The 13,594-nt window shown below is 60.9% G+C and carries 12 protein-coding genes and 3 pseudogenes; 6 read left to right on the plus strand and 9 right to left on the minus strand.

What is annotated here, in order from left to right; translation table 11 throughout:
- Positions 1-449: 449 nt before the first annotated feature.
- Positions 450-1,841 carry an alpha/beta fold hydrolase gene (locus tag AC2ETI_RS31545; RefSeq protein ID WP_483634939.1) on the minus strand — a complete coding sequence of 464 codons (1,392 nt, stop codon included), beginning with the start codon at positions 1,839-1,841 and terminating at the stop codon, positions 450-452.
- A gap of 63 nt (positions 1,842-1,904) precedes the next feature.
- Here AC2ETI_RS31545 and AC2ETI_RS31550 point away from each other — a divergent pair, with 63 nt between their 5' ends.
- Both AC2ETI_RS31550 and AC2ETI_RS31555 read left to right on the plus strand, forming a co-directional pair.
- Complete coding sequence (locus AC2ETI_RS31550; protein WP_483634940.1) at positions 1,905-2,195, plus strand: helix-turn-helix transcriptional regulator; 291 nt, start codon at positions 1,905-1,907, stop codon at positions 2,193-2,195.
- Positions 2,196-2,224: 29 nt separating this feature from the next.
- Positions 2,225-2,902: a helix-turn-helix transcriptional regulator gene (locus AC2ETI_RS31555; RefSeq protein ID WP_483634941.1), complete on the plus strand. Its 678-nt coding sequence runs from the start codon at positions 2,225-2,227 to the stop codon at positions 2,900-2,902.
- 867 nt (positions 2,903-3,769) lie between these two features.
- Here AC2ETI_RS31555 and AC2ETI_RS31560 read toward each other — a convergent pair.
- The 3 genes from AC2ETI_RS31560 to AC2ETI_RS31570 all read right to left on the minus strand — a co-directional run bounded on the left by AC2ETI_RS31560 (position 3,770) and on the right by AC2ETI_RS31570 (position 6,610).
- Positions 3,770-4,963: an IS110 family RNA-guided transposase gene (locus AC2ETI_RS31560; RefSeq protein ID WP_483634942.1), complete on the minus strand. Its 1,194-nt coding sequence runs from the start codon at positions 4,961-4,963 to the stop codon at positions 3,770-3,772.
- Between the two features lie 364 nt (positions 4,964-5,327).
- Complete coding sequence (locus AC2ETI_RS31565; RefSeq protein ID WP_483634943.1) at positions 5,328-6,158, minus strand: hypothetical protein; 831 nt, start codon at positions 6,156-6,158, stop codon at positions 5,328-5,330.
- A 314-nt stretch (positions 6,159-6,472) separates the two neighbouring features.
- Positions 6,473-6,610 carry a hypothetical protein gene (locus AC2ETI_RS31570; protein ID WP_483634944.1) on the minus strand — a complete coding sequence of 46 codons (138 nt, stop codon included), beginning with the start codon at positions 6,608-6,610 and terminating at the stop codon, positions 6,473-6,475.
- Between the two features lie 169 nt (positions 6,611-6,779).
- On the opposite strand from AC2ETI_RS31570, the pseudogene AC2ETI_RS31575 reads away from it, so the two are divergent.
- A pseudogene (locus tag AC2ETI_RS31575) lies at positions 6,780-7,967 on the plus strand (IS30 family transposase); the annotation flags it as partial.
- Positions 7,968-7,987: 20 nt separating this feature from the next.
- On the opposite strand, the gene AC2ETI_RS31580 reads toward AC2ETI_RS31575, so the two are convergent.
- Together AC2ETI_RS31580 and AC2ETI_RS31585 are read right to left on the minus strand one after the other, a co-directional pair.
- A complete protein-coding gene (locus tag AC2ETI_RS31580; protein WP_483634945.1) occupies positions 7,988-8,794 on the minus strand; it encodes an IS3 family transposase in 807 nt (268 codons plus the stop codon).
- Positions 8,795-8,841: 47 nt separating this feature from the next.
- A complete protein-coding gene (locus AC2ETI_RS31585; protein WP_483634946.1) occupies positions 8,842-9,324 on the minus strand; it encodes a transposase in 483 nt (160 codons plus the stop codon).
- A gap of 60 nt (positions 9,325-9,384) precedes the next feature.
- On the opposite strand from AC2ETI_RS31585, the pseudogene AC2ETI_RS31590 reads away from it, so the two are divergent.
- A pseudogene (locus AC2ETI_RS31590) lies at positions 9,385-9,567 on the plus strand (IS30 family transposase); the annotation flags it as partial.
- 7 nt (positions 9,568-9,574) lie between these two features.
- Here the strand turns inward: AC2ETI_RS31590 and AC2ETI_RS31595 are convergent.
- Positions 9,575-10,518 (minus strand): annotated as a pseudogene (locus AC2ETI_RS31595) (IS3 family transposase); the annotation flags it as partial.
- Positions 10,519-10,817: 299 nt separating this feature from the next.
- Here AC2ETI_RS31595 and AC2ETI_RS31600 point away from each other — a divergent pair.
- On the plus strand, positions 10,818-10,970 hold the full coding sequence (locus AC2ETI_RS31600; RefSeq protein WP_483634947.1) for a hypothetical protein: 153 nt from the start codon (positions 10,818-10,820) through the stop codon (positions 10,968-10,970).
- Between the two features lie 148 nt (positions 10,971-11,118).
- On the plus strand, positions 11,119-11,727 hold the full coding sequence (locus AC2ETI_RS31605) for a hypothetical protein (RefSeq protein WP_483634948.1): 609 nt from the start codon (positions 11,119-11,121) through the stop codon (positions 11,725-11,727).
- Between the two features lie 96 nt (positions 11,728-11,823).
- Here the strand turns inward: AC2ETI_RS31605 and AC2ETI_RS31610 are convergent, their stop codons facing one another.
- Both AC2ETI_RS31610 and AC2ETI_RS31615 read right to left on the minus strand, forming a co-directional pair.
- Entirely contained in the window at positions 11,824-12,600 is a 777-nt protein-coding gene (locus AC2ETI_RS31610) for a DUF6602 domain-containing protein (protein WP_483634949.1), read from the minus strand.
- Positions 12,601-12,655: 55 nt separating this feature from the next.
- Positions 12,656-13,594, minus strand: a 939-nt coding sequence (locus AC2ETI_RS31615) for an AAA family ATPase (protein WP_483634950.1), incomplete at its 5' end; no start/stop codon positions are given.

Genomic DNA, 13,594 nt, shown 5'->3' on the forward strand with positions numbered 1-13,594 from the left:
AGCGGCATCCACTGTGGAGTGCACAATCGGTCGCGAAGGCATTCGAGTCCCTCCAGATGACGACGATGTCTCCATCATTGGAAGCCATAGTCGCCGAGGGCTTTCCCCAACAAATCGAACATCCCCACCGACGTCGACCGACCACCACCCCGAGCCCGTCGACCATCCCGAACTCCACGCAGCCACAACCTATTCCGATCGCGAACAGCACCGCACCCTCCGCGAAGCCGGCGCCCGCCGCACAGCAGAGCTCGCCACGGCAGCAAACACTCCCCGCACCACCTCCCCCTCACGTGGGCACGCGGAGGTTCATCAGATCCCCCCGCATCCCGAACTTCACAAACCGGAAGTCCCACCGCACACCCTCACCCACCTGGATGCCCGCACCTCGCCCACCCACCCAGCTGCGACGAAAGAGCCGTGTACCGCGCCGCTTACTCAAGTTAGCCCTAGCCGTCGTGATCGCAGCGGTATCCATCAAGGTGGCATCCGCAGTTCTCGCGGATCGCTTCCCTGAAACACAACGATTCCAGTCCCCCTCCGGCAACCTGGCATGCGAGGTCACCGGTGAAACCAGCAAAGCACCTGAGCGGGTTACCTGCTCCGCCGATACGTACTTCTACATTCCGCCGCCCCCGCCGCCGGATTGCCCTGTGGGCGAGTTCGGTCACGCAATCACTCTGACCCGAAATGTCGGCGCCACCTTCGAATGCACACCAGGACCAAAGAAGGCTGCGGCACGTATCCTCCCCTACGGTTCCACAACGACACTCGATTCGATCACGTGCGAAAGCTCGACCGAAGGCCTCGTCTGCACAGACGACACAGGCCACGGTTTCCATATCGAGCGCGACACCTACAACCTTTGGTGACGGCTTCAAACCAGCCTTGCCTGCTGAGTTCTGGGCCAACCATTCCAGGATCGCACTCGTGGTTTCGCTGTGGCGTTCCTGCTGGACCCAGTGGCCGCTGTCAAAGCTGAGCTCTTCGACATTGGGAACGAATGTAGACAGGTTCTCCGAGCGGGCGACCGCGTCGCGAAGACCGTAGATCATCAGTGCCGGCTGATCGATGACGGGATTGACATCTGCGAGCAGGTGCCAGTTGCGGTTGAGGTTGCGGTACCAGTTGATGCCACCGGTGAACCCTGAGTGTTTGAACGCGGAATCGTAGACTGCCAGTTCACGTTCGTTGAGCAGAGGCTCGCCGAGCGGAGAGTCGTCCTGGGCGATCTCGATCAGCGCCATGCCCGGTTTGGGCGGCATGAGCGGCTCGTCCCGACGGTAGAGGTTGTTGATAAAACGTGCGGGATCCGCATCGAAGACCGCGTCAGCAACACCTGGCTGCTTGTTGAAGTGCACGAAATAGTAGTCGCTTCCCAGCACTGCCTCCATGAAATCGAGCCACGGCATTTCGCCGCGCGCGAGGTACGGCAAGCTGAGCGCCACGACCTTGTCGACCCGCTGCGGGTACAGCAGCGTGAAGCTCCACACGACAAACGCTCCCCAGTCGTGACCGATGAAAGTCGCGCTCTCGTAACCGAAGTGGTCGAGCAGGGCAGCAAGGTCACCCGTCAGGTGCTCGATATCGTAATCGACGATATCGACTGGTCTGGCCGAGTTGCCGAACCCCCGCTGGTTAGGAGCGATCACATGGTAGCCGGCAGCGACGAAAGCCGGGATCTGATAGCGCCAGGTGTACGCGAGATCGGGCCACCCGTGACAGAGCACAATCGGATTTCCTGCGTTCTCTCGGCCAGCCTCGAAAACTTCGAGATCAACGCCGTTCACGGAAATGACGGTGGCTTCAGGGAACGGAATTTCATGGGTTGGTGTGTTCATGTTTTCAAGGTAGATCCCTAAATAGGTCATCTAGTGACCGGTTTTTCGGGGAGGATAGAAATCATGAAATCGGATCGTTTGGTTGCCATCCTCCTGATGCTGCAGCGGCGTGAGCAGGTCACGGCCGCAGAGGTCGCCAAGGAGCTCGAGGTTTCTGAACGGACTGCGCGCCGCGACCTGGACGCGCTAGGCATGGCGGGGTCCCCATCTATTCGATCCAGGGTCGTTCCGGTGGGTGGCGTCTTCTTGGTGGCGGACGCACAGACCTATCAGGCCTCACCGAGAGCGAAGCTCGCGCCCTGTTCCTTGTCGCCGGGCCTGCGGCGGCCTCGGCAGCTGCTGAGCCTGAGTTGAAAGCAGCCCTTCGAAAGCTCGTCCGAGCCTTGCCGGAGACATTCCGCACGCAGGCCGAGGCCGCGGCTTCCTCACTGATCGTGGATTCGCAACCGTGGGGCGTCAGCGGTCCTGCGAGTCCGCCTCCACAGTTCCTTGACGTTCTCCAAGACGCAGTCATCCGCGGCGTGCAAGCGCAGCTCAGCTACCTCGACCGCGCCGGCAAACAATCCCAGAGAACCGTTCATCCACTTGGATTGGTGGCGAAGGGCCCGCACTGGTACCTCGTCACTCATACCGAGACCGGCCAACGTACTTTTCGTCTAGACCGCGTCACTGCCGTTCTTCCCAGTGACAACCCCGTTCACCGGGCCGAGAACTTCGATCTCACCGCAAGCTGGAGCGACCGCACCGCTGAAACAGCGCGCAACCGCACAGTCGTCGAGGTACACGCGACCTGCGCACCCGAAGGGCTCAGCTTTCTCCACACAGCGGTCAGTGACATCCTCGAAATTGGGCCAGCCGCAAGCGATGGCCGCATCCCCGTAGTGATCCACGCGCCCAGCGAGTACGGCATCGCCGGTCACCTCGCAGGTCTCGTCGAATGGCTCGACATCACCAGCCCACAAAGCGTGCGCAACCATTTAGCGACGATCGGCGCAGCACTCACCAACCGCTTCACCCAACCCGCTGACACGGCCACCACCCCCAAGCCCAACGACGCATAACTCACCCACACGGGCATCCAGCACTTCGGACAACCGGACCACAGAGACGGAATTCATCAACGAAAACCACCAACCAGCCCTTGACCTGCGACTCTCGACGGTTTACACACATCACGCGCGATCCCCCGGAACTCCTCCCGACGCTTCACATCGGAAGACGACAGCAAGACGCTGTGCTCCCCGCCAGGGAGCCGCTGCGCGGCTCGCAGTGGATCGAGTACCCGTTGCCGTCGATCGAGTCGTTTCGCTCCTTTGAATTCCGAATCTTGGTTCTCATCAATCGAATTCATCGCAGCGTCTGAACCGGTGCCCGACACCCGAACGAGGCTGGGGAGGAGGGGAGGGTCACGAAAAGCGCCCCGTCTCGCGTCCGCTGCCTCGTCATCATCACGTTCCCGATCATGCCGCCAACCCACCACACCGCGAAAACAACCCGAAAAAACGAAGCGCCGACACCTTCACCACAACAACATTCAACGTTGCCACAAACGTCATCGTGCACAACGTGCGAAACCGACCCAACACCAACCGAATACCGAAACATGCTGACACACAACACAATTGCAGAACACCCGCAAACGAGCCCCACAACACCCCCGCCCAACCCCGGCACCACTCCCCCACACCCACCGAACACGCACACCCCGCCGGCCCCCAAAAACGCAGGCCGGTGAACGAGACGCTAGCTGCGGTAAAGGACGAACTGGGAGTGTGGCCTACCGCCGAGTTGGTTGCGCGTGTGCTCCTGGCTTCTCACGATGGTGCTGGACTCCCGTTGGGAGTGGATTGTTCGTGATGCGCGGTCGCGGTTTTAGGGTTAGAACTGCGGTGATGACATGTCCCCGGGGGGGGTCCCTATGGTTTCTGTCAAGCGGCTTGAGTTGTGGGCGGTTGGTAGAGGGTTTTGGTCTTGAGCATGGCGAATAGGACGTCGCATCGGCGGCGGGCGAGGCAGATGAGCGCCGCGTTGTGTTTCTTGCCTTCGGCTCGTTTTCGGTCGTAGTAGGCGCGGCTGGTGGGGTCGTGCAGCGCGGCAAAGGCCGAAAGAAAAAGTGCTCGTTTGAGTTTCCGGTTGCCCGACCTCGCGGGGTGTTCACCGCGGATCGAGGTTCCGGATCGGTGGGTCACGGGTGCGATGCCGGCGTACGCGGCGAGGTGTCCGGCTGATTTGAATGCCGAACCGTCACCGACTTCGAGGAGGATGCGTGCTGCTGTCCTGATTCCGATGCCTGGCATCGAGATCAGGACCGAGGAAAGAGGGTGGGCATCGAGCATCCTCTCGACGTCCACAGCGATTGTTTTTCTTTGTTGCAGTGTCTCTTTGAGCGAGTCCGCCAGTTTGGGTAGAACAGTCTCGGCAGCCGCGGACCCGGGCACCACTACCGTCTGAGACTCGAGTGCGGCGTAGATCTCCGCAACCAGCCTTGCCCCCATCCTGGGTGCGTTTTTGGCGGCGATAGCGGTCAGTTTTCGTTTACCAGCAGCGCGGATGCCGGCGGGGCCACCGCAGCGGGACAGGATCTCGAGCACTGCCGGGTGTGTCACACTCGGTCCGAGGACTCGTTCGAGCGCGGGGTGAATGCCGGTCAGCAGTCCGCGGATTCGGTTGCTGATGCGGGTTGCTTCGCCGGCGAGATCGTCATCGAAACCGATCAGCACATCCAGCTCGGCGAGTGTGTCATCGCCGGTATCTACCCGCCGCAGCGTGTGGGGCATGGTCCGGGCCGTGTCGGCGATGATGAACGCATCCCGCGCATCAGTTTTGGCTTGCCCGGGATACAGATCTGCGATGCGGCGCATCGACAGACCTGGAAGGTACGCGACCTGGTGCCCGCAGGATCGGGCGACGGTGACCGGCAGGGCGCCGATCGTGTTGGGCTGATCGACGACGATCAACAGCGGCCCGTGTGTGGCGAGGCGGTCGAACACAGCGCGCAGGCGGCCCTCGTCATTGGGTAGGGCTTTGTCGTAGAGACGGGTTCCGTCGACGGCGAGACCGACGGCGTGATGTTCGGATTTTCCCACGTCGATGCCGCAAAACACGGCGTAACTCGTGTCCATGAAGCAGTCCTTCGTCCGGTTACCACCGGTCGCCGATCCGACGTCAACACCCGACACCCACGTTATGAAGAGACCTGCTCACGATCAGCGGCCCTGTCCCTATCAGCGGTCCGTCGACGCCCCCACACCCGGCGACACCACCCCCCGGATCATTGATGACAGGGGCGAGAAGTCATACCGGGTCTGGCGACCGTAGCCCTCGGTTTCAAGGACCAGCTAAAAGATAACGGGTGGTTTGGGGGTGTGGGCTGGAGGTCTCCGCAGCGCGCTCAGCAGCCTGGAGCGTACGATCCGGAGATCTTCGCCGCTTTGCCCGCGACTCGCAGATCCGCTGTTATCCCGATCTCCGGGCACAGGCCCGTTATTACGGCCGTTCAAGGTTTTTCGCGCTGAGTACTGCACGCAGTGACACCAGATACTCGTCCCCGGCCTGTGTGAGCTTCCAGTAGACGGCCTTGTCGCTCACCGTGCGCTTCTTCGTACCCGTGGTGATCAAACGGAGAGCTCGCAATTGGACGATGATCGCACCCCACGACCTGTCCGAAATCTCTGCGGCTTCACTCCCCCACCCGGTCGTCCAACCGTTCTCAGCGTCGCTCTGGATGTCGAGCAGCATGTGCTTGTTGAACGTCTCCCGTAGAGCCGGCTCCGGCGCCTCGTCGATCATCGTGGGGCCGAGAACCTCGACGATCTCGTCCCACGTATACGTGAGATCGCCGTCCTCTTCTCGACGAGCATAATCCGCATAACCCTTGTGTTTGAGGAAGAGTTCGACCTTCTCGTGACCGTGCGCGAATGAGACCTCCATCTGCGCCGAAGTCGAGACGGAGCCTTCGATGTCCTTCTTCTCGAATTGGGCGATCTTCGCGTTGAGTTCGGCGATCTCTGCTCGGGTCTCGGGTGTCATCGCCTGGTCGCCACGGACCCATCCCGGTCGAGGGTTGTTCTTGATGAGATGAATGAGGCCACGTGTGACCTTGGAACCAAGGTCCTCGGCGTTCTTCCAGTCCTTGGTCATCCTCGACTGGACCTTTTTGCGGAACTCAGCGAGCTTCTTCGCTGCTGCATCGCTACGGTCAGTCTTTCCAACGGGAATCTCGTCAGGCTGGGCAGGGACAAATCCCATCACCGGGATACCAAGTTCGACCGCGTAGTCGTACTCCTTCTCGGTATAGCTGATCCCCCCTCGACGCACTCTCCAACGCCACAGCCGAATCGGCTGCACACAACTCATACGAAGACCGCCCCACCCCCACAAACGCGAAAGCACCGAACGCCCCCACCACCAACACCAAGCCAACACCGAGCAGCACCCAACGACGCCACCGCGTCCCTCCCCCACATGCCATCACCCACGCACCATAAGCCGAGCAACCACGCATGCCGTTCATTGCGTCGAATGGCCCAGACCCTCCCAGACCTCACCCACCACCAAGAGCCCAACCAACCCACAGAACCCGAAAAGACCCCTCACCGGGCGGTGCGGCGTGCATCTGCTCGCTGCCCCATTCAGGGCGACGCGAACCAATCCAGCGATTGTCCATGCGCTCCGGCGTATGCAAGCGGCCTGCCGTCGAGCGTGACGACGAACTGTCCGCGGGTTTCTGAGATCGGCTTGGGAAGTTGATCGACGACAGACGTGATCATCCCGCCACCCTCGTTCGTCCTGGCCTGGCATTCACTGATTTCGACCCCGACCCCGACAACGACAACGACAACCTGATTGGGCTCAACCGGTGGAAGCAACACTCAAGGTCAGGAGGGTGTTGTGGGCAGACCATCGGATTGGGTGCGGGAGGTGACGGGCAGGGCTCCGATGAGGTCACCCGGAGCGCCGGGCCATCCTCGGTCGAAGGAACGGCAGTTTTGGGACCAGATCGCCACAGGCAAGCTTCCTCGCGAGGCAGCTGACGCTGTCGGCGTGGGACAACCTGTGGGCCAGCGGTGGTTCCGGCACGCTGGCGGGATGACGCCGTATTCGTGGCCCGCGCCGGCAAGCAGGTACCTCTCGTTGGCAGAGCGTGAGGAAATCGCGATCCAGCACGCCACCGGCCATGGAGTGCGCGCGATCGCGAGTGCCATCGGGAGGAGCCCGTCGACGATCTCCAGGGAGTTACGGCGCAACGCCGCGACCCGGGGCGGCAAGCTCGACTATCGCGCCAGCGTTGCGCACTGGAAAGCCGAGTGGTTTGCCCGCCGCCCAAAGGCCGCCAAGCTGGCTGAGAATGAGCGGTTGCGCGACTACGTTGAGGACCGCCTTTCGGGCAAGATCACCCTACCTAATGAACAGGCCGTCGCCGCACCCGTCGAACGGCAATGGAAAGGCTTGAACAAACCCCATCGTCAGGACCGCCGATGGGTGAAAGCGTGGAGCCCCGAGCAGATTTCGAACCGGCTGCCGATCGATTTCCCGGACGATGAGTCAATGCGGATCAGCCACGAGGCCATCTACCAGTCCCTGTTCATCGAGGGCCGCGGCGCGCTGCGCCGCGAACTCATCTTGTGCCTGCGAACTGGTCGTGCTCTTCGGATGCCACGCGCGAGAGCGAAACGCGTTGCCTGGGCCCACGTGAGCCCGGACGTACTGATCAGCGAGCGTCCCGAAGAAGCCGACGACCGTGCGATTCCCGGACATCACGAAGGAGACCTCATCATCGGCACGGACAGGTCCGCGATCGGCACCATCGTCGAGCGCACAACCGGGTACACCACCCTCGTGCACTTGCCTCGGGAACAAGGGTGGCGAGCGCAACCGATCACCAAGACCGGGCCGGCACTGTCAGGCTACGGCGCAATCTCGATGAACAAAGCACTGGCACAAGCGCTGGCGTCGATGCCCACCGAACTCAAACGCTCGCTGACCTGGGACCGAGGAAAGGAAATGTCCGCGCACACCCAGTTCACCATCGACACCGGGCTGAAGGTCTACTTCGCCGACCCGCACAGTCCGTGGCAACGAGGCACTAACGAGAACACGAATGGACTACTGGAGTGGACCCCGAAAGTTGGACTCTTAATGGAACCTTATGCGATGGCGGGTGTTTGGGCGCGGTACTCGTCGGGGCTGAGGTAGCCGAGTCGCTGTTGAATGCGGGTGGTGTTCCACCATCGCAGGTAGTCGGTGAGCCCTGAGTGAAACTCGTCGAGAGTTCCGGGTTTCTGGATGCGGAACCATTCCTCCTTGAGGTGGCTGAAGAATCCTTCCATGACGGCGTTGTCCAGGCACGTGCCTTTGCGGGACATTGACTGGGTGAGCCCTGCTTCGCGCAGCGTGTCCCTCCAGAGGATATGTCGGTACTGAAAACCTTGGTCGGAGTGGAGAAGTGGCTTTTCTCCAGCGTTGAGGGTGTCGATTGCCATGCGGAGGCTGTCGGTGACCATCTTCACGCTCGGAGAGGGCCCGGCCGTGACAGAGATGATTCGGTTGTCATGGAGATCGAGGATGGGCGAAAGGTAGACCTTGGAATTGCCGATGTTGAACTCGGTTACGTCCGTTACCCATTTGGTGTGCGCCGTCTCTGCGGCGAACTGACGGTTCAACACGTTCTCGGCTGCCTCGCCGACTTCTCCTCGGAAGGAGTTGTACCGTTTGCGACGACGCACCAGGCACTGCAGTCCGAGGGCGCGCATCAGTGTGAGCACGGTTTTCTTCGCCACCCGCCGTCCCTGCCGTCGCAGGACAGCGAGGATACGTCGGTGCCCGTAGGCGCCCTTCGCATCTTCGAAGGTCTCACGAATGGCTTCTTTGAGCTCAGCATGCCGGTCCGCGCGACGGAGTCGATTCCGATGGTCATAGAACGTCGATCTGGGGAGGTACGCGATCGACAGCAAGAGTGCCAGCGGAAATTGCGCCTTGAGATCATCGACAGCTCGAACTTTCAGCGTCGTTCCTGCGACCTCAAGGCCCGCAATTTTCCCAAGTACGCGACCTCAGCGCGAAGCCGTTCGTTCTCAGCGCGCAGTGTCTCGAGCTCGCTTTTCGGAGGGGAATCCCCGCGATCGGTTGGAGGCCTGCCACGCCTCTTCGGGCGCAACCCGTCTTCTCCGTCACGTCGGTAGATGACAGTCCAGTTCGCTACCGTCGTGGGCGAGGGCAAGTCGTACTGTTCGGCCAGAGCCCTCCCGGACTCTCCGTTGACGTTGCGACGCACGATCTCGAGCTTGGTCTCGAAATCGTACTGTCTTCGGTCTCTCGTCACCAGCGCACCTGCTCCCCGAAGTTGCCATCGTTGATACAACATTTGGACAGGGTTCGGGGCAAGGTCAAGAGTCAACGCGACGGACTTCGCCGTGAAGCCTTCCTCGAATAGTTCGAGCGCCGACACGGCGTCGGAGTGACTCAACGTGCTTTTCGCGTACATCTGACTACTCCCTGAAGAAGGATACCTAGATTTGGTGTCCAACTTTCGGGGTCCAGTCCACTACTGCGCCAATACTTTCCGAAGGGAACCGATCTCTCGCGATGGAACCCGGACGATCTCGCGGCAGTCGCACACGCTCTCAACACCCGACCGCGTAAGCGACTCCATTGGAGAACTCCCGCTGAAGTATGGGACGAACACCTACGATCAATTCAACAGCAACGTGTTGCTTCGACCAGTTGAATCCGCCTTGCGATCCGCGGTCGTTGTGGTGAATGAGCCCCGACAGAACCGTAATCTCCTCTCGGCGTCGGGTCCAGATCGCGTGCTCGATTGCATCGAGCACCAGCGGTGTCGTCATCGTCGTCGCGGTTCGCCACCCGAGGATTCGGCGTGAGTACGCGTCGAAGACGAACGCGACATAGACCCAACCTGACCATGTCGAAACGTAGGTAAAGTCGGCTACCCACAACATGTTCGGTGCGATCGGGTTGAACTTTCGTTGCACCAGATCGTCCGCGCGATGTCCTTGTGGATCGGCGATGGTGGTGCGTTTGGTCTTGCCTCGACGGGCACCTTCGAGCCCGAGAACACCCTTCAACCGTTCGACCGCGCACCGCGCGACCTCGATGCCCTCTCGACGCATTTCTAGCCACACCTTGCGTGCGCCGTAGACCGAATAATTCTCGGCATGCACACGGCTGACCTCGATCTTCAGCTCCTCGTCGCGCACGGCCCGCCGCGACGCAGTACGGTTGCGGGCCTCGTAGTAGGTGGACGGCGCAATTGAACAGCCGTGCTCGCTGAGCACCCTGCACATCGGCTCGACGCCGTACTCACTCTTGTATCGGTTGATGTAGTCGAGGATCACTTGTTGTTGCGGTCGAGCTCCGCTGCGAAGAAAACCGATGCCGACTTCAGGATCTCGTTGGCACGCTTGAGTTCCCGATTCTCAGCGCGAAGCTTGCGCATCTCCGCCGCCATTTCGCTCGTCACACCGGGGCGTTCGCCGGCGTCGGTTTGCGCTCTCCGGATCCAGTTGAGCAACGTCTGCGCTGTTCCGATACCGAGTTTGTCGGCCACGGATTCGACCGCAGCCCACTCCGACGGGTACTCGTGCTGGACTTCTGCAACCATCCGCACCGCCCGCTCACGCAGCTCGGGCGGGTACCTCTTGTTCGTTGCTGACGACATGGCTCCATCTTTCCCAAAGGATGAAGTCTCTGGAAACTCCGGTGCGATTCAGTCCTGATGCTTGTCGAACGGTTCCAGTCAGTGGTCAAAACGGACTACCACCAATTCCACATCGACCCGGTCCAGTCCGACAGCATTCCGGACGGTGTCTATCCCGAATTCACCCTTGCGGTATTCGGCGGACAATCCATCCGGGTAGGGGTCGGGATACGGGTAGGGCCGGTCAACCTCGTACTGGAAATGCACGACTCACCGCCCCCGCACGCGATGCCGAATGGGAAGACGCAGTCGAAGGGGACTTGTTCTACGACAACCCCGGCGGAGTCGTCGTCTGGCATTTCTACTCCGGCGGCTTCGACCAGGCCATCCCCGAGACACCCGACCAAACCCTCACTCCCCCAGGTAAACACCGCTACCGCGTTCGGATCTACGTGGCCGACAACGGAACCTGAACCGGCACGAGAGATCAAAACCTCTCAGGCCGATAAAGCCACAGTCGGTACCGATAAACGAGAGTCGTCCTTGCCTGTTGGGCGAGGACAACTCTTGTCGTATCAGGGTCCGTAGACGAACTCGGCGGTCAAGAAGAGACGAAATACTATGGCAAACGAACTGGCAACCGCCCTCGAAGCTCTGGCCCACCTCCTCGACGTCCACCACGTCGGCACCGTCGTCGCGCGATCGCGACGCACCGATGACCGCGGCGTCACAGAGTTCGACTTCACCACCAACACCATCCACCGGACATGGTCCATCACCGACCTCGGCACCGGAACAGCAGAAACGAACCAGAACGGTCTCTACACGCACGTCAACCGCGCAGGTGAAACCGTTCATGAAGCGAAATCTCCCACCGCCTGCCTCGTGCCGCCTGCCCTCCGGCTGTGCTACCCACTCGACCTTCCGATCTGGGGTCGCCAACGCGACAACTTCAAGATCGCCCGGGCAGAATCGACGTCGACGGGCTACCTCATCCACCTCGCACACACACGACAGCACTCAACACGGAACGCTGACGATGGACATCGAGACGGGGTTGCTCACGCGGTGGATCACCTACCGCGACAACAACTTAATCGCCGACTACGAACTGACCTCCATCGTCCGGCCGAGTCACCGACCCGCCAGCAACGACGACGGAACGATTACCTCAATCTCGTTCGACGACAAGGCAAACGACGCCTGAGCAGTACCGCCAAGATCGTGTGACACGTCATCCCCTCTGGCGGCGCCCCCGTGGTTCGATGCTCGACAATAGGCTTGCCTAGACGATCCAAATGTACGGCAGGGATCGGGCCGACCGCCCTACTGCCGAGATAGTGCAGACTCGTAGGCGGCCATGTCGATAGCAAGCACGGTCCCAAGCTGCTGGAGTTGACGAAACAGCCGGATCCCAAAATAGATCAGCTGGTCCGTTTCGGCGCTGAATTCCAGCGGGATCTCGTCCTCACGGCTTCCCAGTTCGACCGGTACGGGCGTGTAATCGAACGCAACCATCTCGACCGCGATGCCAATATCAAGCGATTCGTCGAGACCAACTGCCGGGAGGTGCTCTTTGAGCTTCGCAATCGTCGACGCTCGATCTGTCCACGACACGTTTGCCGCAAGGAGCCCACCGATGATGTGTTTGGCTGAAGGGTCAAGAGCACTGTAGGCCCCGCCGGCGTGCTTGATCTGCGCCGACGTCCGGCGCAGCCGACGAACAGATGCGACCTTTTCCCGTGCTGCCGTGATGTACGTCGTGTTGATCGTTGGTTTGACTTCGAAGACTGCATACACGGCTTCCACTGGCACGATGTCGAATCCGCCCTTCGATCCGAACCAGAGAGGTGAGTACTGACGATCGTAGACCGCAACGTCGATTTGCTCACTCAGAGCACCGTCAGCGTCTACTGCGAAAATCGGGCCAACGATGTAGCGCTCAGGCAGAAAGTCCTTCAGTACACCAACCCAGTCGGCCTCGGAGTGGTCCCCTAGAGCCGTCGGATGGCTCACTACGTCGCGGACTGACGCGTGGGAGGCCAGCAGTATCGATTGCTTTTTACGAAACGCGCCCGCTATGTCGTATTGACTGGGGGTCATCGATTCTCCTTGGTGCGAGTGTGCGGATCAAATTCCGAGATAGTTGGACTGGGTGTCACGCCGATGCCTGGTCATTGAAAGGGGCGGTAGGACCGATGTCGGAAGCCACTGTCAGCAACAGGTCCGCGGTAATCGAGTTGTCGGGAAAGGCAGTCAAGATTGCCGTGGGCAGGAGGCGCTGGGTCAGGTCGGAGTATGTGAAGCCGTACCGGTCGGGGCCCTGAGGTCCGGTCGCGATGACCAGCTTTTCGATAGTGTCGTCGGCGAGTTCGTAGTTTTCGAATGCCGTAGCGATGACCTGGCGGCGCTGATTCTCGTCCGGCCGGCCGAAGTCGAACGTGGCTGCAGCCCGGCGTTTGACTGCTGGATCGAGCGCAGCGAGCCGGTTCGTGCACATGACGACGAGCAGGGGAATACCGGAACCCGCGAGACTGTCGATCTCGGCGAGGAACGCGTCTACGCCTGCGCGGTCCTCGTGGTGCATCTGGGTGGCTTCACGGGACTGTACGAGTGCGTCAGCCTCGTCGATCACCATGATGGTGACCTTCGAGACCTTGCCGGTGCGGTAATTTCGGCCGAGTTTTGCCTCGGACGTGACTTCCTCGAACGCCGAGCCGATCAAGGCCGTCATTTCACCGACATGCCCCGAGCCGCGGGTCGAGAGCTTGAGTCGCCACAGTTCGACCTCGGCGCCCAGGTGAGCGGCGAGATCGCATCCGAAGCTCTCCGCGAGTGCGGATTTGCCGGAGCCGACATCGCCTGCGAAAAGCAGCAGAGGTGCGCGGTCCTTGAGCAGCTTGAACGACTGATCATCGGACTTCACTTTGGGGTGGTTCTTCAACGCCCATTTGATGAGGGTCGTCGGGTCGGCAAGTACGGCTGCTTCCTTGCGCAGCCTCGCTTTGACCGCGTCGAGGCCTACCAACCGGGCGTAGCGGTCAGCGCGAACGTCGTCTGGCAGGGTGATGACTGGATGGAAAAGGCTAGTCGGGTC

The sequence above is a fragment of the Rhodococcus sp. MurmanLake-1 genome, from assembly GCF_056945715.1.

Bases quoted from the DNA above. Each gene is read 5' to 3' on its own strand.
- AC2ETI_RS31545 (WP_483634939.1), bottom strand. From the start codon at position 1,841: ATGAACACACCAACCCATGAAATTCCGTTCCCTGAAGCCACCGTCATT.
- AC2ETI_RS31550 (WP_483634940.1), top strand. From the start codon at position 1,905: ATGAAATCGGATCGTTTGGTTGCCATCCTCCTGATGCTGCAGCGGCGT.
- AC2ETI_RS31560 (WP_483634942.1), bottom strand. From the start codon at position 4,963: ATGGACACGAGTTACGCCGTGTTTTGCGGCATCGACGTGGGAAAATCC.
- AC2ETI_RS31570 (WP_483634944.1), bottom strand. From the start codon at position 6,610: ATGATCACGTCTGTCGTCGATCAACTTCCCAAGCCGATCTCAGAAACC.
- AC2ETI_RS31585 (WP_483634946.1), bottom strand. From the start codon at position 9,324: ATGTACGCGAAAAGCACGTTGAGTCACTCCGACGCCGTGTCGGCGCTC.
- AC2ETI_RS31605 (WP_483634948.1), top strand. From the start codon at position 11,119: ATGGCAAACGAACTGGCAACCGCCCTCGAAGCTCTGGCCCACCTCCTC.
- AC2ETI_RS31610 (WP_483634949.1), bottom strand. From the start codon at position 12,600: ATGACCCCCAGTCAATACGACATAGCGGGCGCGTTTCGTAAAAAGCAA.